We start from the raw sequence: 19,320 nt of genomic DNA, 5'->3' as shown, positions 1-19,320 counted from the left end.
TGCCCGGCCTTGACTTGCCGAACCGCCTCCAGTTTGTACTCCAGGGTGTACTTGCCCCGTACCTGCTTATCGACCATTTCGTCGCTCCTTTCCAGCATTGTGGTCATGAGCTAAGAACTCCACTTTCCGGGGGCAACCTCATGGCGTGTTTCGCGTGTGGGCCTAACGCCAAAGGTAAGCGGCGCCGGAGCCGAAGGCGGAGGGTACCGACACTGGCCATGAGAATGGCGAAGCCATGGCCAGTGTTGGCGTCGGCTTGACCGCCTGGTTAGGCTTGTGGCGCGTAGTAGAGGGCATTGAGAACTGTACAACCCCAGCCGCGTGGTTATTGTCGGGCATTGCCATTGCCGCACTCCCGTGGCACTACATGATTCTGGCGGCAGCGACCGCGACAAACCAAGGCCAGACCAAGTTCAAGAATGACCATAGCCAAGTACCAATGTTTGGTTGAAAAGGTGGGGGGCCAAAAGCATCGGCCTTTGGCTTTGACTTCGCGAAGACAAGATATCCAATGTACAGGAACAGACACGGACCCAGAGCAAGGCTGAACCAGAAAGCTAATAGCGTAAGCCCAGCATGAAGACCAAGATCACGGCCTCGCTTGATCGCTGCACTCAGAGTGCAAAGCAGACAAATGATTGCGAGTGCAGCGATGGCCGGTACCGCGCGACCGGAGCCGTCAGTGCCATGAGTGGAGAGGGCCAAGCCATGGAGCAGAAGTGCAATAGCGTTGATGGCCGGCAAGACGCCAAACGCTACAAATCTTGAGCGGTCGAAGCGTTGCATTGTGAAAGGCCTAACTTTAATTTAGACGACAAGACTGTCCAAAAGCATGTCGGACATGTCGCCTAACTTGGGCGAGATACGGTGCGCCAATGGGCTGTTTCTCTAGCAAAGCGTGCCTGACGTTCACGTCATCCTCCCAGGTTATTGGACAGCTGTTACGGACACACTATAGCCGGACGGAAGCGCCTCAGACAGGCGTGTTCGGTGATGTGTTTTTTGGGGGACGTGCTGACAAGCTACAAGGCGCTTGTTTGCCGGGGCCTAACGCCATTTAGGGGACAAAAACGTCCCATAACGTGGCGGGAAAAGGGACGAAAGTGTCGCCTAACCTGGCGCTGTTACAAGGCCGGAAGGCGGGTTTCCCTAGCAAAGCGTACTTGACGTTCACGTCACCCTCCCAGGTTATTGGACACGCTGTTACGGACACACTATAGCCGGACGAAAGCGCCTCTGACTCATGCGCTTGATCGGCTGTTTTTTGGGGGATGTGCTGACAAGCTACAAAGCGCTTGTTTGTGTGGGCCTAACGCCAAAGGTAAGCGGCACCGTAGTGCGCAGCACGGAGGGAACCAATACTTGCTGGCAAGTATTGGTGTCCGCTTGACCGCCCGGTTAGGCTGGTGCGCGCAGTAGAGGGCGTTGAGAACACGCAAACCCCAGCTGTTTTGATATCGCGGGGCATTGCCATTGTCGCGCTCCCTTGGCTGTTTGATTTTGCTGCATTTTCCACTGAACCGAATGACTTAGGGCGAGGGCGGCACGCCATGGTGGTGACGGGCTGTTCGCAACGACCTACAAACCGGCCGAATTCGAGTGCTAGGCAGCGGTGGCGAACGCCACGGCTGTGAGCTGTTGTGCGTTGGCTTGCCAGCGCACCAAACGAAGCACTGGCCGCCGCAGGACGGCCAGCCACAAAGCTTTTGAGAATGGCACTTTGGCGCCGCTGATCGGTGAGCAGGCTGCCGTAGGTCAGACAGCCAGGTTGAGCCCATGCATCACGCCTTGTTGCAGACCAATTGGCGACTCAGGCGCCAAGCATGAAGCATGGCTTCAGCGGTTGAGCGACAGAGAAAGTTGGTTAGCCGAGAAGTATCAATGCCAGGAGCGCGACACCGCCCAGCCATGCTGCAAACAGGCGATGTTTGAGCAGGTTATATACAACCCGCTCACCTGGACTGCTGGTGATCCCTTGCTTGATGGTCTTTATGGCATTGAGGCTTGCGCCCCCACTAATGAGGATGAACTCCGCGCCAAGACCCCAGGCGATAAGAACTAACGAGAGGACTAAAAGTGCCATGCGCATGCTGTTGCCAATCGACGGCCTAACGCCAAAGGTAAGCGGCGCCGGAGCCGAAGGCGGAGGGTACCGACACTGGCCATGAGAATGCCGAAGGCATGGCCAGTGTTGGCGTCGGCTTGACCGCCCTGTTAGGCGATGAATTTTGACCGTTATGTTGCATCTGACGTAAGGCCATTCATTGCAGATCTATCACTGAATGGAGAGCAAGCAGTCGGTGCACTTAGCGTATTGGGCACTTGGCGGGATTTCCCGCCGCTGATTCGTTGACATAAACGAGAGCATCTTTCCAGAACCTGTTGTCAACATAGGCCTTCACAAGCGTGGTGTTCTCTTCCACTGCTGTAACCTCCACGCCCAACATGTAGCGGCCGATAGTTGTGCCCCGTACCGTCCACCTCTTTGTGTTGCCTTGCTGTACTTCCTGTATTTGAAAGTTCGCGCCTCCAGCTTGAAATGCGATGCCATTGGTCATCATCATTGAGCCAGCACTATTGCCGTAGCAGGAGGTGAGAGACTTCTGAACTCGTTCGTTGACTGATTGTTGACTCGCTGAAATGCGTTGGGGAGCCGTTTGGTATTCAGACGAAAACAGGCTTTCAGGTGTGTTGCCTGTGATTGAGGCGCATCCGGAAAGCGTAACGATTGTCGCAAGTGCTGTAGATAGGGTTGTGATTCGCATTTGGTTCCTCTGCTGATACTTGATTGGCCTAACGCCAAAGGTAAGCGGCGCCGGAGCACCGAAGGTGCGTAGGGCACCAATACTGGCCAATAAAATGGCGAAGCCATGGCCAGTGTTGGCGTCGGCTTGACCGCCCAGTTAGGCGCTGAACTTGTAGGCATGGTGTTGCACTCAGGCGTCCCCTGCAAGTTAATTCAGATTGTGTTGAGAGAGCAACTTGTTGTTCTCCTTCAGCATTGCTTGTATTTGTTTGTCCCGTGCCTCATATGCCTCAGTTTGCGGGAGTATGTTGTTCTTGAGCACGGACTCGCAGTACCAGGCTGGCGAAGTGCTTGATCGGTTCGTTACGTCCCGGGCGAGAGCGTCATTTGCATATCTTGCGTAAGCAAGCGGACTCTTGCTTCTAAGCTGCTGAAGTTCTGGAAAGCTTGTCTCCAATACGTTATACCAAGGGAACCGTGGGTCAGACTTGCATGACTTGGCATCTAAGAAGCCCCGTACGCGTGCCTGTGCATAGATTCCCAGAGCAGCATCTGGCTGGCCATTCCTGGCTAGCCTGTATGCGGCAAGGTACATGATAGGGACATGGCCCATGCTGGTCTTTTCGTTGATCCAGTCCCCATCTGAGTTGTAGTAGGGCGTCGGGGTGAAAAATGCCTTCGAACCGAATTTGTTCGGCTCAACGGCCTGGAAGAGAGCAGAGAAGTTTTGCTGAGAAAGCCAAGCATCTAACTGTGTATGTCTCTGCTGTATTTGCTCCGAGGTGACGTTTGGTTGCGATGCGCAACCAGATACAAGAGCGAGAATCGCTGCAATGAGTTGGAATGTGCGTTTCATGTCACTTTTGGGTTGGCCTAACGCCAAAGGTAAGCGGCGCCGGAGCCCGACAGGGCGGAGGGTACCAATACTGGCCATGAAGATGGCGAAGCCATGGCCAGTATTGGCGTCGGCTTGACCGCCCAGTTAGGCGCTGAATTTTGGAGTTTGGTGTTGCGTTTCATTGCTGCTCCCACGCCTTGCATGCAAGTTGGATAGTTGAGCGGTGACTGCCGATCGATTTTCAGTTGATGGACTTTTGCAGCGGTGTGGCTTTGGTTGCTAGGAAGTTAACGCCGGTGACTGTGCCTGGTGCATTTTTGAGTTTGAATGATATGTTCGGGTTGGTTTTCTGGAGTTCACTGATCTCGAAGCTTAGCTCTTTTGAACTTGCTAAGCTAACGCAACTAATTCTGTTCCCCTTGACTGATGCGATCCTTCCGCAGCAGCTCATTTCGGAGGATCCATCCATGTATTCCACGAGGACGATTTTGCCTACCAACTCTTGCGCCCTATCAGACAGAAATGCCGGGGGCCAATCGTCAACTTTGTTTTTTTGATCGTTATCGGAGATGACTAGTTGAACGATTTCCCAACAAGCTGGAACCATTGCAGCTAGCAGCCATACGCCATAGGTCAATGCCTCATTCACGCTTTTGGGGTGAAAAATCCAAATGACTAGTATCCAGGCCAAGACTGGCGAAAGAAGCAGGAACGCACGCATTGGTGGCCTAACGCCCAAGGTAAGCGGCGCCGTAAGGAGCGCAGCGAATGAAGGGCACTAACAAGGGCCAGGACAATGGCGAAGCCATGGCCCTTGTTAGCGTCCGCTTGACCGCCCAGTTAGGCGATGCATTTTGGGCTCTGGTGTTGCGCTTCATTGCTGAGTATGGCTTGGCTGGATGAGGTGTGGCTATTGCCAATGGAACGTCGCTTCCAGGGCGGCAAAGACGATGAAGCTGTTGGTGGTGCTTGAGTAGAAGTAATGCGCAAAGGCCTGCTCGGGAAGATCGTCTGGCAGCGGAACGGCAAGATCGATGCCTTGATCTGGAAGCGGGCCATCAGAGGTAATCCAGAGCGACAGCCTGTCATTCGCCTGTGGAGAGAAGACTGACGGTTCAACGAAATAGAACAGAAGCCCAATGAACTCCAATGTGCCGCAGTGGTACGCCAGTTCATTGGTTGGCAGGAAGCCGCAGGGAATCAGGAATTGGAGTTTTGCAGATCCTGAAGAGAAATCCAGGTGCAGCGACTGCAACTCTGCATCATGGAAGGTCGCGTGTTGGTGAAGTCGACCGAGCAGACTATCGAGGTTCAGCGGTCTCATTTTGTGATGGCCTAACGCCATTTAGGGGACAAAAACGTCCCATAACGTGGCGGGAAAAGGGACGAAAGTGTCGCCTAACCTGGCGCGGTTACAAGGCCAGAAGGGGTGTTTCCCTAGCAAAGCATGCTTGACGTTCACGTCACCCTCCCAGGTTATTGGACACGCTGTTACGGACACACTATAGCCGGACGAAAGCACTGCGGAATGCGGTGCGCGGGCAGGCATTTTTTGGGGGATGTGCCAACGAACTACAAGGCGCTTGTTTGACGGCGCCTAGCGAAGACGAGGAACTTTGCCGTCCCTCGCTTGCGGGAGCGAGACCTGGTGAGGCGTCACTGATGCGTCTTGTGGCGGTGTTTCTCAAATGTCAGGCTACGCTCGGCCAGGGGCAGTACCCTTGCGTCGGCCTACACATGCGCAGGAATCTCCTTTAACGTACATCCCAACGTTGCTTCCAGTAGCGCCAATTGTTCATGGGGTAGGCCCTCTGAGTCTGGGTTCTCGGCTTCAAGGGCAAACCTTCCAAAGGCTGTCGGCCAGCCATAGTTGAGATCATTGAGCGAGATATGGTTCTTGCAGCAGGGGGAGGTCAGTGTCAGCGTGTCAAACTGGCTCGCCGCAGCTTTCTCCATTGCATCAGTCCACCAAGGGCCCGCATCGGCGCCGCAAACGTGGCACGTGACCCCAGACCAGTTGGAGGCGCCATCAAAGAACTCTGGCGAATCGAAGAACTCGGCCTCGACTGACTCCGCATCCGGAAAGTATTCAGATAGCAGAGCCTTTGCTGCTTCAGCCGAATGTGGCGTGGGCTGAAAGCCTGGATCAGTTGGAACGTAAAAAAGGAAGCTGTCTGACATGACGCATAGCTTGTTGAGTGACGGCGCCTGGCTTTCCTTGGCGAGGAAGCAATAACGGCGACTATTGCTTGGGGGCTGACGCGTCTTGTACAGGGCGCCACAGTGGGGGTTGAAAATAACCTCCTGAAGGCGCATTTTGCTCGGCCCGAAGGAATCGAAGACTGTCCGCCCTCAACGTCATCGATCTGATCGTTTCTACTGAAAAGAACTGCGCTGCGGAGGTCTCGGCGCCATCCGGAACAGGTGTGCCATTGGCCTTGTCCGCGCGCGCTCCAAATACCGTTGCCACCCATGCGATTCGGTCGCCGTTGCGGTAATGGGTTTCGCAACCTTCGCCACCCACGATGCCGACGATGTGCGTCAGCCGTGCATGAACTCGCGTTTCCTCCCAGACCTCCCTGACAGCCGCATCTGCAGGTGATTCGCCCGGTTCAATGATGCCGCCTGGCAATGTCCACATGTTGGCATCACGGTCATGGACGAGCAGGATTCGCTCTTGATCGTCTCTGGCAATGACCACAATGGTCGGCACCAGAATCAGGTCGGCGCCAATCTTTTTGCGGATCTCCGCGATGAATGGTGGGATGGGCATGTCAATGAGCTTGCAAGCGTTAGGTCTGCGTATCGAGCACGCGTGAAGGGGGATGTGCGCGGAGCTTGGGTTGGTCACTATAGCTTTAGCTCCGGAAGCCTTGAGCCAGCCTGTATGGCAGGCGCCGATCTTGTGCTTGCAGACATATTTGTATATTATGCTGTGAAAATAAACAGCATTTATTGCAATCAGGGGTATGTATCCAAGCTCTGCACCTCAGCAGGTCAGCGCGGTGTTGCCACCGCTTCACGCAGAACGCCTGCTTGACCAGGTGCGAGAGCGTGTGCGCTACCTGCATTTCAGCTTCAGAACCGAGGAGGCCTATCTGTACTGGGTGCGCGCTTTCGTTCTCTTTCACGAGAAGAAGCACCCCAAGGACATGGGCTTGCAGGAGGTCGAAGCGTTTCTCAGCTACCTGGCCAACGAACGTCACGTGGCCGCAGCCACGCACAAGCAAGCCTTGTCAGCGTTACTGTTCCTCTATGGCAAGGTGCTGGGGCGTGAGTTGCCATGGATGGGGGCCATCGGGCGGCCCAAGTCGTCCACGAAGCTACCGGTCGTGCTGACGCCAGCGGAGGTGGCGCAGGTGCTGTCTGCGCTGGATGGGCGCTACCGCCTGATGGGGCAGTTGCTTTATGGCACAGGCATGCGTCTGTTGGAGGGCTTGCGCCTGCGTATCAAGGACATCGATTTTGGCCATTCGGCCATCGTCGTTCGGGATGGCAAAGGTGGGAAAGACCGCACCGTCATGCTGCCTGATAGCCTGGCGGACGGCTTGCGCCAGCAGATCCATCATTCGCGTCAGCTCTGGGAGCAGGATCGCGCCATGCAGCGCGCAGGCGTATGGTTGCCCACCGCCCTGGAAGCCAAATACCCGCGACTGGGCCATACATGGGGCTGGCAGTGGCTCTTCCCAGCCAATGAGCTGTCCATTTGCCCCCGCTCGGGTGTCGAGCGGCGCCATCACGTGCTCGACAAATCATTTCAGCGGGCATTCAAGAAAGCGCTGGGGATGACATCCGTGTGCAAGTCGGCCACCCCGCACACCTTGCGGCACTCGTTTGCGACCCATTTGCTTCAGTCGCGGTATGACATTCGCACCGTCCAGGAACTGCTCGGTCACGCCGACGTCAGCACCACGATGATCTACACGCACGTTCTCAAAGTAGGCGGTGGCGGTGTGCAAAGTCCGCTGGATGTGCTCTAGCCCGGTCATTTTGCAGGGCTGTCGAGGATGCGAAAGGCGCCAGGCCTTCAATTTGCCGGACAATTCACCCCCATGAGTGCAGAACAGAATACCCCCACGACCACCGCAACCAACAACAGCGGTGGCACGACGCCCGGCCAGCCGGCGCCCAAGATCGGCTTTGTGAGTCTGGGCTGCCCCAAGGCTTTGACGGATTCCGAGCTGATCCTCACGCAGTTGCGTGCCGAAGGCTACGAAACGAGCAAGACCTTCAATGGTGCCGACCTCGTGATCGTCAACACCTGCGGTTTCATCGATGACGCCGTCAAGGAGAGCCTGGACACGATCGGCGAAGCCCTGGCAGAAAACGGCAAGGTGATCGTGACCGGTTGCCTGGGCGCCAAATCTGGCGTGGATGGCGGCAACCTGATCCGCGAGGTACACCCCAAGGTGCTGGCGGTCACGGGCCCCCATGCCACGCAAGAGGTGATGGACGCGGTGCACATCCACGTGCCCAAGCCTCATGACCCGTTCATTGACCTGGTGCCAGAGGCGCGTGGTGTGGCCGGCATCAAGCTCACGCCCAAGCATTTTGCTTACCTGAAGATCAGCGAAGGCTGTAACCACCGTTGCAGCTTCTGCATCATCCCCAGCATGCGGGGTGATCTGGTTTCTCGTCCGATTGGTGAGGTTCTGACCGAGGCCAAAGCCTTGTTCGAGTCCGGCGTCAAGGAGTTGCTGGTGATCAGCCAGGACACCAGTGCCTACGGCGTGGACGTCAAGTACCGCACCGGCTTCTGGGATGGCAAGCCCGTCAAGACGCGCATGTACGACCTGGTGGAGCAACTCGGCACGATGGCGCAGGCCTACGGCGCCTGGGTGCGATTGCACTACGTCTATCCCTATCCGCATGTGGATGACATCATCCCCTTGATGGCGCAGGGCCTGGTGCTGCCGTATCTGGATGTGCCCTTCCAGCATGCGCACCCCGATGTGCTCAAGCGCATGAAAAGGCCAGCCAATGGTGAGAAGAATCTGGACCGCCTGCGCCGCTGGCGCGAGATCTGCCCGGATATCGTGGTGCGCTCGACTTTCATCGCAGGCTTCCCAGGTGAGACTGAAGAAGAGTTCCAGTACCTGCTGGACTTCCTGAAAGAAGCAGAGATCGACCGCGCTGGTTGTTTTGCCTACTCACCGATCGAAGGCGCGCCAGCCAACGAGCTCGACGGCGCTTTGCCTGATGAGGTGCGAGAAGAGCGCCGCGCTCGCTTCATGGCGGTCGCCGAGCAGGTGTCGATTGCGAAGCTGCAGCGCCGCGTCGGTGCCACGATGCAAGTGCTGGTGGACAGTGCTCCGGCATTGGGCCGCAAGGGTGGGGTGGGGCGCAGCTATGCAGATGCGCCGGAGATTGATGGCACCGTGCGCCTGCTGCCGCCAGAGAAGGCCAGCAAGACGCTCAAGGTGGGTGAGTTCACGCGTGCGCGCATTGTCGCCGTGGAAGGCCACGACCTGATCGCCTTGCCCATCTGATCTGCCCTGCCACCAGCATTCACAACGCCATAGGGTGCAGCCGTGAGTCAAGACGCAACGAAACTGATCCACCATCCGTACAGGGCGCCTGGCGGTTTCGAGGCGGTGGTGCCTGGTGTGCACAAGGCCTCTACCGTGATCTTCGAGAACACGGCTGCCTTGAAAACACGCCAGTGGAAGGACAAGAGCGGCTACACCTATGGGCTGCACGGAACCCCCACCACGTTCACGCTGGAAGAGCGCCTGGCCACGCTCGAAGGTGGCTTGCAGACCTTGCTGGCGCCATCCGGTTTGTCTGCGCTGGCTTTGGTGAACATGGGCGTGCTGCGCGCAGGAGACGAGGTGCTTCTGCCGGACAACGTCTATGCACCCAACAAGGACTTCGTGCGCGTGGAATTGGCGCACTGGGGCATCAGCCATCGCTTCTACGATCCGCTGGATGCGGCAGGGCTGGCCAGTCTGATCGGTGAGCGCACCCGGTTGATGTGGCTGGAGGCAGCAGGATCGGTCACGCTGGAGTTCCCTGATCTGATCGGCCTGCTGCAAGTGGCCCGGCAGCATCCCAAAGTGATCACCGCGCTGGACAACACCTGGGGCGGTGGCCTGGCGTTTGACGCCTTTGATCTGGGCTTGCCCGCCAAGGGGGATTCAAAGGGTGTCGACCTCACGGTTCATGCCCTGACAAAGTACCCGTCTGGTGGTGGCGACGTGTTGATGGGCTCGGTCACCACGCGCGATGAACGTCTTCATCAACAACTCAAGATGACGCACATGCGGCTTGGACTGGGTGTCGGCGCCAATGACGTCGAACTGGTCCTTCGCGGCTTGCCAGGCATGCCTTTGCGCTATGCGGCGCATGATGCGGGCACCAGGCGCATCGCGCAGTGGTGGGCCAAGCGCGCTGAGGTGGCGTCGGTGTTGCATCCCGCCTTGCCTGACTCACCTGGTCATGCCCATTGGGCGCAGAGCTGCTCGGGCGCGGCGGGGCTGGTCTCGGTGGTGTTTGACGAGGCGCAGTACAGCAGCGAGCGCGTCGAGGCCTTCGTCGATGCGCTCAAGCTGTTCAAGATCGGCTATTCGTGGGGCGGGCCGATGAGCCTGGTCATGCCCTATGGGCTTCAGGGCATGCGGCAGTTTGGCGCCCTGGGTGGCAAGAAGGACGGGACCCTCGTGCGCTTTGCCATCGGCCTGGAAAATGTAGACGACCTGTTGGCCGATCTCGATCAGGCCTTGCGCGTACTGGCCTGATTGCCTGGCTTACTGGCCTGCTGCGTGTAGCGCATTGCCCGCGGCAATCGGGTCGCCGGTACGCTCGAAAACCTGCAGCCAGGTCTTGTAGCTGGGCATTTCCTTGACCTTCCAGGGATGGAAGCCTGGCTTGTAATAGGCCATGTAGTAGCCCAGGGTCGGGATGAACAGGCCGCCCGGCTTGTAGAACCACCACAAGCCTTTGGCCCACAGCCTGGTGCGTTGCCAGAAGTTGAAGCCATCCACCTTGAACATGTGGTTCATGATGCGCGCCACCGTGATGGGGAAGCCGAAGGTGATCGTCAGCATCGGGATGTTGCGGGCGAAGTAGCCCGCCTTGGCCACCTGGGTAAGCACGTCAAAGGCCACAGCCTTGTGCTCAACCTCTTCAATGGCATGCCAGGCGTACATGGCCCTCACGCGGGGATCGCTGGCCTCCAGCAATTCCTTGCGCTCGAAGAAGCAGGTGCACATCATGGATGTGAGGTGCTCCAGTGCCGCCGTGGCAGCCAGTCGTTGCGTGGGCGTGGAGATCCTGGGCGCGTCCACGAAGAACATGGTTTCGAGTTGCGCGTTGATGTCGTCGATGTCGACGCCCTGCGCCTTGAGCCGATCGTTGAACTGACGGTGGATCAGCGTGTGTTGCGCCTCCTGGCGAATGAAGTCGGTCACTTCCTGCTGCAACTGCGGGCTGGTGACACCGTCGCGGAATGCCCTGACACTGGTGATGAAGAACTTTTCCCCCATCGGGAAGAGTGTGGACATGGCGTCGAAGAAGCGCGTCTTGAACGCATCGTTGGCCATCCAGTATTTGGGGATGTCGCCATCGAGACCAAAATCCAGCCCTTCACGCGGCACGATGGGCGCGTGATCTTCATGCGCGGCTTGCGTGGTGGGCTTGTGGCTCATGGCTGGTGACTTCCGTTTGGCGTTTGCTGCAACTGCTGGCGGCGCCAGGCGCTGGGAGACAGGCCAGTCCAGCGCTTGAAGGCGCGTGTGAAGCTGTGCCTGTCAGCGAAACCCAATTGTGCGCTCAATGACTCGATGTCGCACTGGGGCGCCTTCAATCCGGCTCGGGCCATGTCCAGGCGGCAGTTGGTCTGAATATCCGTGAACTGCTGGTTCTCTTCGCGCAGGCGCCGCTGCAAGGTGCGGGGATGCAGGCCCAGGCGATCAGCCATGCGCTCCAGACCCTGGCCCAGCAACGCAGGCTGTTGGCGGAAGGCGCGTTCCAGTTGCTTGTCCAGCTTTTCTTCGGCGGTGGGCAGTTGTTGGCGAACCAGTTCCTGCGCACGTTGATGCAAGCCTGGGGAGGCGCCGGGCAACGGTGTGTCCAGCATGCGCGTGGCAAAGACCGCGGCGTCGCGGGCCTGGCCCGTACGGATGGGTGCAGGGAAGCCTGCCGTGAGCTCAAAAAAGCGCGCATTGGGTTGATGGCGCATCTCGATGTGGTGGATCAGGGTGTTGGGGCCCAGTGCCAGGCGCACGATCTTGCTGATGGCCGCAAAGATGGCTTCCACGAAGTAACCACGCAAGGTCGCCGACACTTCGGGATCCGGAATGTCGACATCCAGAATCAAGGCCGATGTGGCGCCATGTTCTTCAACGCGCAAGGACATATTGGGCATGGTCATGCTGGCCCATTGCAAGGCTGGCAGCGCATGGCGCAATGTCGGGCTGGTGGCAAGGAAGGTTTCCAGCGCAGGCAGATGGTCAAAGGCGAAATGCTCCCCTATGACCAGGGGGAAATGGTTGGTGGGGGCCGCCAGATCCACACATTGCTGCATCAACTTCAGCAGGGCGCTTTTGCGCACCATGGTGATGTTGCTGGCGTTCAGGTCCACGCCCGCAGCCGAGAACAAGGGGTCGATGTTGAACCGGCAATGCATCGCCGCCTTGATCCAGGCGTTGGCTGCCACGAAGGGGATGACGTCGTTGCCCGTGGCGCGAAGTGGCCGGGCAGGCGACGATGTGGGGGTAAAGCGGGTCATGTCGAGCATGCGTCACACTTTATGCACCCCCGATTGTCGCGACCAGACCCCTTTGCGACATAAAGGGGGCTCTAGGCGACAAAGTTCTCGGACTTTCTGGTTATAAGGAAATCGGACAGGCTGCGTGGCCGATTGAGCACAGTCGCTGCGCTCCTTAGTCCTTCGGACTGGATGAGACTTTATGTCTCATCAGTCGCCCCTTTTGACGAAAGGGCAGGCGTCGCTGCGCTCCTTAGTCCTTCGGACTCGATGAGACTTTGTGTCTCATCAGCCTGCCCTTTTCACGTTCCCAGTCGCGGTCTTTGATGGTGTTGCGCTTGTCGTGTTCGGCCTTGCCCTTGGCCAGCGCGATGTCGGCTTTGACCCTGCCACCTTTCCAGTGCAGGTTCAGCGGCACGATGGTGAAGCCTTTTTGCTCGGTCTTGCCGATCAGGCGGCGGATCTGCTCCTTGTGCATGAGCAGTTTCTTGGTGCGATCGGCGTCAGGGGTGACGTGCGTGGAGGCCGACCGGAGCGCATTGATACGCAGGCCGATCAGGTACAACTCACCATTTTTGATGACCACATAGCCGTCGGTCATCTGAATCTGCCCTTCGCGAATCGCCTTCACTTCCCAGCCTTCCAGCACAACGCCCGCTTCAAAGCGTTCCTCGATGTGGTAGTTGAAAAGGGCTTTTCTGTTTTCTGCGATGGACATGTGCGTGCGCGGCTGCGTGCCGACGTCTTTAAAATACCGACATTCTATGAAGCACGTCCACAAGTCCGTCTTGCTTTGGTACTCCCCCCGTGAAATGTATGGGCTGGTGACCGACGTTCAAGCCTATCCCCAATTTCTGCCCTGGTGCGATCGTGCCGAGGTTGTCGACACCCACGACGATGGCGTCACGGCGCGCGTTCACATCGCGTTTGCTGGCGTGCATCAGGCTTTCACCACGCGCAACGTCCACCAGCCAGGCGCCAGTGTAACGATGCAACTGGTGGATGGGCCGTTTTCCAAGCTGGAAGGCACCTGGCGGTTCACGCCCTTGCAAAAGCCCGGTCAGGCCGGTGATGCCGCGGTAGACCCCATTGACGCGCCTGCCTGCAAGGTTGAATTTGCCTTGAGTTACGCGTTCTCCAGTCGGGCGCTGTCTCTGGTGGTGAGTCCGGTGTTCGACCGCATTGCCAACACCTTTGTCGAAGCATTTGTGAAGCGGGCGGAGCAGGTTCATGGTTCACGCTGAGTCGCCTGTCACCATGCATGTTGAAGTGCTTGTGGGTTTGGCACCACGTGACGTCAGGCTGGTTCGCCTGAGTTTGCCGGCCGGTAGCACGGTGCGCGACGCCCTTTTCGCCGCGGATGTCTGGGCCATGTCGGAAACTTTGAGCCTCAACAGCCTGGAGTCGGGCGTGTGGACGGTGGGCGTGTGGGGCCGCAAGGAGCGTCCTGGGCACGTCTTGCGTGATCAGGATCGCGTCGAGCTGGTTCGGCAGTTGAAGGTTGACCCCAAGGAGGCGCGGCGCGTGCGTTACCGTGCGCAAGGCGAAAAATTGCCCAGAGGGATCAGCCGGCCCAAGCCCGACAAGTGATGGTGTGTTGTCTGCCTGCCGCTGGCGCATGGGGCTGACTTAGGCTCGCTGGCGCTTTTTTCGCCCGATCAACGCCTATCAACCAGTTAATTGCAGTTGGCCGAGATCGATTCCTGCGTGCGCTGCATCTCGTCGGCACGGCCTTTGTCGTCCAGGAACTCGCGCTCGCCCTTGGCGTTGGTGCGCACGACGCGCAAGCCGTCAGCCAGCGTGCGCTGGTAACTGCGGGCACGCTGGCAGTTATCTGCCTTCTGCTTGGCCACTTTTTCTTCGTCGGCCTTCTGCTTGGCTGCCTTCTCCTCTTCAGCCTTCTTGCGTTTGGCTTCGAGTTCCTGGTCTATGGCCTTGGAGGCAGCAGGTGCGGCCGCCGCTGCGGCGCTGGCCTGAGAGGCTGCTGCTTCTGCCGCCCTGGCAGCGGCGCGGGCCGATGCCGCGGGGCGGGCGAGGATGTCCTTGTCAGGCGTGCCAGAAGGTGGCGGCCTGTCGCTGTATTGGATCGCGCCACTGGCATCACGCCACTTCCATTGCATGCCGGCTTCAGCCGATGAGCCAACCATGGACAAACCTGCCAGCAGCAGGATGGCCAGAACCGATGACGACGCGCGCGCATTTTTCATGAGACGCAGTTTATCCGGACGTCCGCCCGGGTGCGCCCCGAAAATGCGTGTATTGCGCACGGCATCTTCCCCCCTGACGCAAAGGCCCCGACTCTGCGTATAATCCGCTTTTGCGTCTGGAGCCCTGTTCATGCGCCTGCTTGGTAAAGCCCTCACGTTTGATGACGTGTTGTTGGTGCCCGCGTACTCTCAAGTGTTGCCCCGCGACACTTCGCTGGCCACCCGTCTGTCCCGTAACATTCAACTGAACCTGCCCTTGGTGTCTGCCGCCATGGACACGGTGACGGAAGCCCGCCTGGCGATTGCGATCGCCCAGGAAGGCGGTATCGGGATTGTTCATAAAAACCTGTCGGCCAAGCAGCAGGCCGCCGAAGTCGCACGCGTCAAGCGTTACGAGTCCGGCGTCTTGCGTGACCCGATCACGATTTCGTCGGGCGTCAAAGTCCGCGATGTGATTGAGCTGTCGCGACAGCACGGCATCTCCGGCTTCCCGGTTGTGGACGAAGGCAAGGTGGTCGGTATCGTGACCGGCCGTGACCTGCGCTTCGAGACCCGTATGGATGCGCCGGTTCGCGAGATCATGACGCCCCGTGAGCGCCTGATCACCGTCAAGGATGGTGCAAGCCTGGCAGAAGCCAAGACCCTCATGCATAAGCACAAGCTGGAGCGCGTGCTGATGGTGACGGATGCCTGGGAACTGCGCGGTGTGTTCACCGTCAAGGACATCACCAAGCAAAACAGCTTCCCCAACGCCGCACGCGATGCGCACGGCAAGCTGCGCGTTGGCGCTGCAGTGGGCGTGGGCGAAGGCACGGAAGAGCGTGTCGAACTACTGGTCAAGGCTGGCGTGGACGCCCTGGTGGTGGACACCGCCCACGGCCACAGTCACGGGGTGATCGAGCGCGTGCGCTGGGTCAAGAAGAACTTCCCTCAGGTGGACGTGATCGGCGGCAACATCGCCACCGGTGCGGCTGCGCTGGCGCTGGTCGAAGCCGGTGCTGACGGCGTCAAGGTCGGTATCGGCCCGGGCTCCATCTGCACGACACGTATCGTGGCTGGTGTGGGCGTGCCCCAGATCATGGCCATCGACAACGTGGCGACCGCCTTGCAAGGCACGGGCGTGCCCCTGATCGCCGACGGTGGCGTGCGTTATTCCGGTGACATCGCCAAGGCCATCGCCGCTGGGGCGAGCACCGTGATGATGGGCGGCATGTTCGCTGGCACCGAAGAAGCGCCTGGCGAAGTCATCCTGTTCCAGGGCCGCAGCTACAAGAGCTACCGCGGCATGGGCTCGATCGGCGCCATGAAGGATGGCTCGGCTGACCGCTACTTCCAGGAAAATGATGAAACGACCAACCCGAATGCCGACAAGCTCGTGCCTGAAGGTATCGAAGGTCGCGTGCCTTACAAGGGCTCGGTCGTCACGATCCTGTATCAGATGGCCGGTGGCCTGCGTGCCTCCATGGGCTACTGCGGTTGCGGCACCATCGATGAGATGAAGAACCGTGCCGAGTTTGTCGAGATCACCTCGGCGGGCATCCGCGAAAGCCACGTCCACGACGTGCAAATCACCAAGGAAGCACCCAACTACCGCATGGAGTGAGTAGTTGACGTAACGGTGCAGGCCCTTGGTGGCCGCCTCACTGAACCACCACAGGATTCCGATGGGTTCTCAAAGCGGCCGCCAGGCGGCCATGCCTTTCATCATGGTGACGGTGCTGCTCGACATGATGTCGATCGGCATCATCGCACCCGTGTTGCCCAAGCTCATCGGGTCGTTCATGGACTCGGGGGCGGGTACCTCCATCGGCTATGGTGCGGCTCAGGCCGCATTTGCCATTGCGCAGTTCTTCAGTGCGCCTGTGTTGGGCGCCCTGTCAGACAAGTATGGGCGCCGCCCCGTGCTGTTGCTGGGCTTGCTGGGCATGGGCGTCAACTTCTTCGTCACTGCGCTGGCGACCGAGTTCTGGATGCTGTTGGCCGTGCGCGTGATGGGTGGGGCTGTGTGCGCCAACATCGCAGTGGCCAATGCTTATGTGGCCGACATCACCGAGCCGAAAGACCGCGCCAAGAATTACGGGATGCTGGGGGCCATGTTCGGCCTGGGCTTCATCCTGGGGCCGGTGATGGGCGGTGTGCTGGGCGACAAGGATGTGCATTGGCCGTTCTTCCTGGCAGGCTCGCTGTGCCTGCTCAATTGCGTGTACGGTTACTTCGTGCTGCCTGAATCGCTGCCTACGGACAAGCGCCGCGATTTCCAGATCACGCGCGTCAACCCGTTCAGTTCGCTGGCCCGCTTGCGTGAACTCAAAGGTGTCGAGACCCTGATGTGGGTGATGGGCTTGTCCATCCTGGCGCAGTTTTGCCTGCACACCAGCTGGTTCCTGTACAACGAATTCAAGTTCGGCTGGACGCCCAAGGACAATGGCATGTCGCTGTTCGCGGTCGGCATGATGGCCGTGCTGGTGCAGGGCGGCTTGCTGCGCCAGATTCAAAAACACATTCCCACGCACAAGCTGGTGCGCATCGGCCTGGTGTCCTCCACCATTGCCTTCGTGGCCTGGGGCGCGGTGCCTGAAGGCTGGATGATGTACGTGGTCATCGCCGCCAATGTGTTTGGCTACATGGTGCAGCCCGGCCTGCAAAGCCTGGTGGCCAACGCGGTGGACCCGACGCGCCAGGGCGAAAGCATGGGCGCCGTTTCATCCATCAACAGCGTGGCAGCGGTGTTGGGCCCCTTGATGGGCACGCCCTTGCTGGCCGCCGTTTCTCACTATCCCCATGGCGACTGGCGTGTGGGAGCCCCGTTTTACCTGTGTGGCGCCATCCAGGCCGTGGCCGCCATCATCGGGCTGCGCTACTTCAGCCGGCCCGAGCATGCCCATGAGTCGCCTGCTGCACGCAGCGTGAACGTTTGAACCCGCTGATCGCCAGATTGCCCCAAGAGATTCCAACATGATGCACGACAAGATCCTCATCCTCGATTTCGGCTCCCAGGTCACCCAGCTGATCGGCCGCCGTGTTCGCGAAGCCCACGTCTATTGCGAGATCCATCCCAGCGACGTGAGCGACGAGTTCATCCGCTCGTTTGCACCCAAGGGCATCATCCTGTCGGGCAGCCACGCCTCCACCTACGAAGACCACCAGTTGCGCGCGCCGCAAGCCGTGTGGGATTCGGGCGTGCCCGTGCTGGGCATCTGCTACGGCATGCAGACCATGGCCGTGCAGTTGGGCGGCAAGGTCGAGTGGAGCGATCACCGCGAGTTCGGTTACGCCGAGGTGCGCGCCCATGGCCACACCAAGCTGCTCGATGGCATCCAGGACTTCGGCACGCCCGAAGGCCACGGCATGCTCAAGGTGTGGATGAGCCACGGCGACAAGGTCACGGTGCTGCCCGAAGGCTTCAAGCTGATGGCCTCGACGCCCAGCTGCCCGATCGCCGGCATGGCCAACGAAGAAAAGGGCTACTACGCGGTGCAGTTCCACCCCGAGGTCACGCACACGGTGCAGGGCCATGCGATGCTGACGCGCTTTGTGCGCGAGATCAGCGGTTGCAAGGGCGACTGGATCATGGGCAACTACATCGAAGAAGCGGTTGCCAAGATCCGTGAGCAAGTGGGTGACGAAGAGGTCATCCTGGGGCTGTCCGGTGGCGTGGATTCGTCTGTCGCTGCGGCGCTGATTCACCGTGCGATTGGCGATCAGCTGACCTGCGTGTTCGTGGATCACGGCCTGCTGCGCCTCAACGAAGGCCAGATGGTGATGGACATGTTCGCCGGCCGTCTGCACGCCAAGGTCGTGCACGTGCAGGCGCAGGATCAGTTCATGGGCCACCTCAAGGGCGTGACCGATCCGGAGCAGAAGCGCAAGATCATCGGCCGCGAGTTCGTGGAAGTCTTCCAGGAAGAGTCCAAGAAGCTCAGCAACGCGAAGTGGCTGGCACAAGGCACGATCTACCCTGACGTGGTCGAGTCTGGTGGCACCAAGAGCAAGAAGGCCACGATCAAGAGCCACCACAACGTGGGCGGCTTGCCCGAGACGCTGGGCCTGAAGCTGCTGGAGCCGCTGCGCGAACTGTTCAAGGACGAAGTGCGCGAGCTGGGCGTGGCCCTGGGCCTGCCAGCCGATATGGTCTACCGCCATCCTTTCCCCGGCCCAGGCCTGGGCGTGCGCGTGCTGGGTGAAGTCAAGCCTGAGTATGTCTCGCTGCTGCAGCGCGCCGACCACATCTTCATCGAAGAACTGCGCAAGACCGTCGATCCTGAGACGGGCAAGAACTGGTACGACCTCACATCGCAGGCCTTCACGGTGTTCCTGCCGGTCAAGAGCGTGGGTGTGATGGGCGATGGCCGCACGTATGAGTACGTCGTCTCGCTGCGCGCTGTGGAAACCAGCGACTTCATGACTGCGGACTCGGCCGAGTTGCCCTATGTGCTGCTCAAGAAGGTGTCGAGCCGCATCATCAATGAAGTGCGTGGCATCAACCGGGTTGCTTACGACGTGTCGAGCAAGCCGCCTGCCACCATCGAATGGGAATGATTTGAAGGCGGTTCACACCGTCCCAGAACGTCTCATGAATGCATTTAAGCCCTTGATCTTCAAGGGCTTTTTTGTTTTTGACGTCCCATGAGGTTTCATGACATCCCGAGGTTTTTGTCGGCACGGAAGACGGTTGATTTTTTGAGTCAATTGATCTTTGATTGCTTACCGTCTTGATGCTCTGACGGTAAGCGATGCAAGGTAAGAGAGGGGTTACCCAATGGCACTGACAGACACCAAACTCAAGAACCTCAAGCCCACGGACAAGGTCTACAAGGTGGTG

The 19,320-nt window shown here is 59.0% G+C and carries 21 protein-coding genes; 9 read left to right on the top strand and 12 right to left on the bottom strand.

What is annotated here, in order from left to right:
* Window positions 1–363 precede the first annotated feature (363 nt).
* The 5 genes from HY836_RS19025 to HY836_RS18700 form a co-directional block, all read right to left on the bottom strand.
* A complete protein-coding gene (locus HY836_RS19025; RefSeq protein WP_367114729.1) occupies window positions 364–786 on the bottom strand; it encodes a DUF805 domain-containing protein in 423 nt (140 codons plus the stop codon).
* A gap of 1,078 nt (window positions 787–1,864) precedes the next feature.
* Entirely contained in the window at window positions 1,865–2,089 is a 225-nt protein-coding gene (locus HY836_RS18715) for a hypothetical protein (RefSeq protein WP_290679458.1), read from the bottom strand.
* 217 nt (window positions 2,090–2,306) lie between these two features.
* Window positions 2,307–2,765 (bottom strand): hypothetical protein, encoded by a 459-nt coding sequence (locus HY836_RS18710; protein WP_290679456.1) that lies wholly within the window; start codon window positions 2,763–2,765, stop codon window positions 2,307–2,309.
* Window positions 2,766–2,954: 189 nt separating this feature from the next.
* Complete coding sequence (locus HY836_RS18705; protein ID WP_290679453.1) at window positions 2,955–3,602, bottom strand: hypothetical protein; 648 nt, start codon at window positions 3,600–3,602, stop codon at window positions 2,955–2,957.
* 223 nt (window positions 3,603–3,825) lie between these two features.
* Window positions 3,826–4,305 (bottom strand): hypothetical protein, encoded by a 480-nt coding sequence (locus HY836_RS18700; protein ID WP_290679450.1) that lies wholly within the window; start codon window positions 4,303–4,305, stop codon window positions 3,826–3,828.
* 47 nt (window positions 4,306–4,352) lie between these two features.
* Between HY836_RS18700 and HY836_RS18695 the strand changes: the two genes are divergently transcribed.
* Window positions 4,353–4,487, top strand: a complete 135-nt coding sequence (locus HY836_RS18695) for a hypothetical protein (RefSeq protein WP_290679446.1) — start codon at window positions 4,353–4,355, stop codon at window positions 4,485–4,487.
* A 7-nt stretch (window positions 4,488–4,494) separates the two neighbouring features.
* Here HY836_RS18695 and HY836_RS18690 read toward each other — a convergent pair whose 3' ends face one another.
* From HY836_RS18690 to HY836_RS18680, 3 genes are all read right to left on the bottom strand, one after another.
* Window positions 4,495–4,908 (bottom strand): hypothetical protein, encoded by a 414-nt coding sequence (locus HY836_RS18690; RefSeq protein WP_290679444.1) that lies wholly within the window; start codon window positions 4,906–4,908, stop codon window positions 4,495–4,497.
* 407 nt (window positions 4,909–5,315) lie between these two features.
* Entirely contained in the window at window positions 5,316–5,765 is a 450-nt protein-coding gene (locus tag HY836_RS18685) for a hypothetical protein (protein WP_290679441.1), read from the bottom strand.
* A 61-nt stretch (window positions 5,766–5,826) separates the two neighbouring features.
* Window positions 5,827–6,357 carry an NUDIX domain-containing protein gene (locus HY836_RS18680; protein WP_290679439.1) on the bottom strand — a complete coding sequence of 177 codons (531 nt, stop codon included), beginning with the start codon at window positions 6,355–6,357 and terminating at the stop codon, window positions 5,827–5,829.
* 196 nt (window positions 6,358–6,553) lie between these two features.
* Here HY836_RS18680 and HY836_RS18675 point away from each other — a divergent pair, with 196 nt between their 5' ends.
* From HY836_RS18675 to HY836_RS18665, 3 genes are all read left to right on the top strand, one after another.
* Window positions 6,554–7,564: an integron integrase gene (locus tag HY836_RS18675; RefSeq protein WP_290679436.1), complete on the top strand. Its 1,011-nt coding sequence runs from the start codon at window positions 6,554–6,556 to the stop codon at window positions 7,562–7,564.
* 72 nt (window positions 7,565–7,636) lie between these two features.
* Window positions 7,637–9,073, top strand: a complete 1,437-nt coding sequence (gene rimO / locus HY836_RS18670; protein WP_290679433.1) for a 30S ribosomal protein S12 methylthiotransferase RimO — start codon at window positions 7,637–7,639, stop codon at window positions 9,071–9,073.
* A gap of 42 nt (window positions 9,074–9,115) precedes the next feature.
* The gene (locus tag HY836_RS18665; protein ID WP_290679430.1) at window positions 9,116–10,321 is read left to right on the top strand and encodes a PLP-dependent transferase; all 1,206 of its coding nucleotides are present in this window, start codon (window positions 9,116–9,118) and stop codon (window positions 10,319–10,321) included.
* A 9-nt stretch (window positions 10,322–10,330) separates the two neighbouring features.
* On the opposite strand, the gene HY836_RS18660 is transcribed toward HY836_RS18665, so the two are convergent.
* The 3 genes from HY836_RS18660 to smpB all read right to left on the bottom strand — a co-directional run bounded on the left by HY836_RS18660 (window position 10,331) and on the right by smpB (window position 13,009).
* A complete protein-coding gene (locus HY836_RS18660; protein WP_290679427.1) occupies window positions 10,331–11,230 on the bottom strand; it encodes a metal-dependent hydrolase in 900 nt (299 codons plus the stop codon).
* Window positions 11,227–12,321, bottom strand: a complete 1,095-nt coding sequence (locus HY836_RS18655; protein ID WP_290679424.1) for an AraC family transcriptional regulator — start codon at window positions 12,319–12,321, stop codon at window positions 11,227–11,229. Before HY836_RS18655 ends, HY836_RS18660 begins: the two co-directional genes overlap by 4 nt.
* A gap of 223 nt (window positions 12,322–12,544) precedes the next feature.
* Window positions 12,545–13,009, bottom strand: a complete 465-nt coding sequence (gene smpB / locus HY836_RS18650; protein ID WP_290679467.1) for an SsrA-binding protein SmpB — start codon at window positions 13,007–13,009, stop codon at window positions 12,545–12,547.
* A gap of 46 nt (window positions 13,010–13,055) precedes the next feature.
* Here smpB and HY836_RS18645 point away from each other — a divergent pair, with 46 nt between their 5' ends.
* Both HY836_RS18645 and HY836_RS18640 read left to right on the top strand, forming a co-directional pair.
* Entirely contained in the window at window positions 13,056–13,535 is a 480-nt protein-coding gene (locus HY836_RS18645; RefSeq protein ID WP_290679421.1) for a type II toxin-antitoxin system RatA family toxin, read from the top strand.
* A 13-nt stretch (window positions 13,536–13,548) separates the two neighbouring features.
* A complete protein-coding gene (locus HY836_RS18640; protein WP_290679418.1) occupies window positions 13,549–13,881 on the top strand; it encodes an RnfH family protein in 333 nt (110 codons plus the stop codon).
* An 86-nt stretch (window positions 13,882–13,967) separates the two neighbouring features.
* Here HY836_RS18640 and HY836_RS18635 read toward each other — a convergent pair whose 3' ends face one another.
* The gene (locus HY836_RS18635) at window positions 13,968–14,498 is read right to left on the bottom strand and encodes a DUF4124 domain-containing protein (protein WP_290679415.1); all 531 of its coding nucleotides are present in this window, start codon (window positions 14,496–14,498) and stop codon (window positions 13,968–13,970) included.
* Between the two features lie 130 nt (window positions 14,499–14,628).
* On the opposite strand from HY836_RS18635, the gene guaB reads away from it, so the two are divergent.
* From guaB to guaA, 3 genes are all read left to right on the top strand, one after another.
* A complete protein-coding gene (gene guaB, locus HY836_RS18630; protein ID WP_290679413.1) occupies window positions 14,629–16,101 on the top strand; it encodes an IMP dehydrogenase in 1,473 nt (490 codons plus the stop codon).
* Between the two features lie 61 nt (window positions 16,102–16,162).
* Complete coding sequence (locus HY836_RS18625) at window positions 16,163–17,416, top strand: MFS transporter (RefSeq protein ID WP_290679410.1); 1,254 nt, start codon at window positions 16,163–16,165, stop codon at window positions 17,414–17,416.
* A gap of 40 nt (window positions 17,417–17,456) precedes the next feature.
* Window positions 17,457–19,037 (top strand): glutamine-hydrolyzing GMP synthase, encoded by a 1,581-nt coding sequence (gene guaA, locus HY836_RS18620; protein WP_290679464.1) that lies wholly within the window; start codon window positions 17,457–17,459, stop codon window positions 19,035–19,037.
* Window positions 19,038–19,320: the final 283 nt, after the last annotated feature.

The sequence above is a fragment of the Aquabacterium sp. genome (genome assembly GCF_016234775.1).
Classification (GTDB): domain Bacteria; phylum Pseudomonadota; class Gammaproteobacteria; order Burkholderiales; family Burkholderiaceae_C; genus Aquabacterium.
Note: the sequence above shows the minus strand (reverse complement) of the source record. Positions and strands in the feature narration are given on the sequence as shown.

Coding starts and splice junctions, on each gene's coding strand:
- HY836_RS19025 (WP_367114729.1), bottom strand. CDS start 786: ATGCAACGCTTCGACCGCTCAAGATTTGTAGCGTTTGGCGTCTTGCCG.
- HY836_RS18715 (WP_290679458.1), bottom strand. CDS start 2,089: ATGCGCATGGCACTTTTAGTCCTCTCGTTAGTTCTTATCGCCTGGGGT.
- HY836_RS18710 (WP_290679456.1), bottom strand. CDS start 2,765: ATGCGAATCACAACCCTATCTACAGCACTTGCGACAATCGTTACGCTT.
- HY836_RS18705 (WP_290679453.1), bottom strand. CDS start 3,602: ATGAAACGCACATTCCAACTCATTGCAGCGATTCTCGCTCTTGTATCT.
- HY836_RS18700 (WP_290679450.1), bottom strand. CDS start 4,305: ATGCGTGCGTTCCTGCTTCTTTCGCCAGTCTTGGCCTGGATACTAGTC.
- HY836_RS18695 (WP_290679446.1), top strand. CDS start 4,353: ATGAAGGGCACTAACAAGGGCCAGGACAATGGCGAAGCCATGGCCCTT.
- HY836_RS18690 (WP_290679444.1), bottom strand. CDS start 4,908: ATGAGACCGCTGAACCTCGATAGTCTGCTCGGTCGACTTCACCAACAC.
- HY836_RS18685 (WP_290679441.1), bottom strand. CDS start 5,765: ATGTCAGACAGCTTCCTTTTTTACGTTCCAACTGATCCAGGCTTTCAG.
- HY836_RS18680 (WP_290679439.1), bottom strand. CDS start 6,357: ATGCCCATCCCACCATTCATCGCGGAGATCCGCAAAAAGATTGGCGCC.
- HY836_RS18675 (WP_290679436.1), top strand. CDS start 6,554: ATGTATCCAAGCTCTGCACCTCAGCAGGTCAGCGCGGTGTTGCCACCG.
- rimO (WP_290679433.1), top strand. CDS start 7,637: ATGAGTGCAGAACAGAATACCCCCACGACCACCGCAACCAACAACAGC.
- HY836_RS18660 (WP_290679427.1), bottom strand. CDS start 11,230: ATGAGCCACAAGCCCACCACGCAAGCCGCGCATGAAGATCACGCGCCC.
- HY836_RS18655 (WP_290679424.1), bottom strand. CDS start 12,321: ATGCTCGACATGACCCGCTTTACCCCCACATCGTCGCCTGCCCGGCCA.
- smpB (WP_290679467.1), bottom strand. CDS start 13,009: ATGTCCATCGCAGAAAACAGAAAAGCCCTTTTCAACTACCACATCGAG.
- HY836_RS18645 (WP_290679421.1), top strand. CDS start 13,056: ATGAAGCACGTCCACAAGTCCGTCTTGCTTTGGTACTCCCCCCGTGAA.
- HY836_RS18640 (WP_290679418.1), top strand. CDS start 13,549: ATGCATGTTGAAGTGCTTGTGGGTTTGGCACCACGTGACGTCAGGCTG.
- HY836_RS18635 (WP_290679415.1), bottom strand. CDS start 14,498: ATGAAAAATGCGCGCGCGTCGTCATCGGTTCTGGCCATCCTGCTGCTG.
- guaB (WP_290679413.1), top strand. CDS start 14,629: ATGCGCCTGCTTGGTAAAGCCCTCACGTTTGATGACGTGTTGTTGGTG.
- HY836_RS18625 (WP_290679410.1), top strand. CDS start 16,163: ATGGGTTCTCAAAGCGGCCGCCAGGCGGCCATGCCTTTCATCATGGTG.
- guaA (WP_290679464.1), top strand. CDS start 17,457: ATGCACGACAAGATCCTCATCCTCGATTTCGGCTCCCAGGTCACCCAG.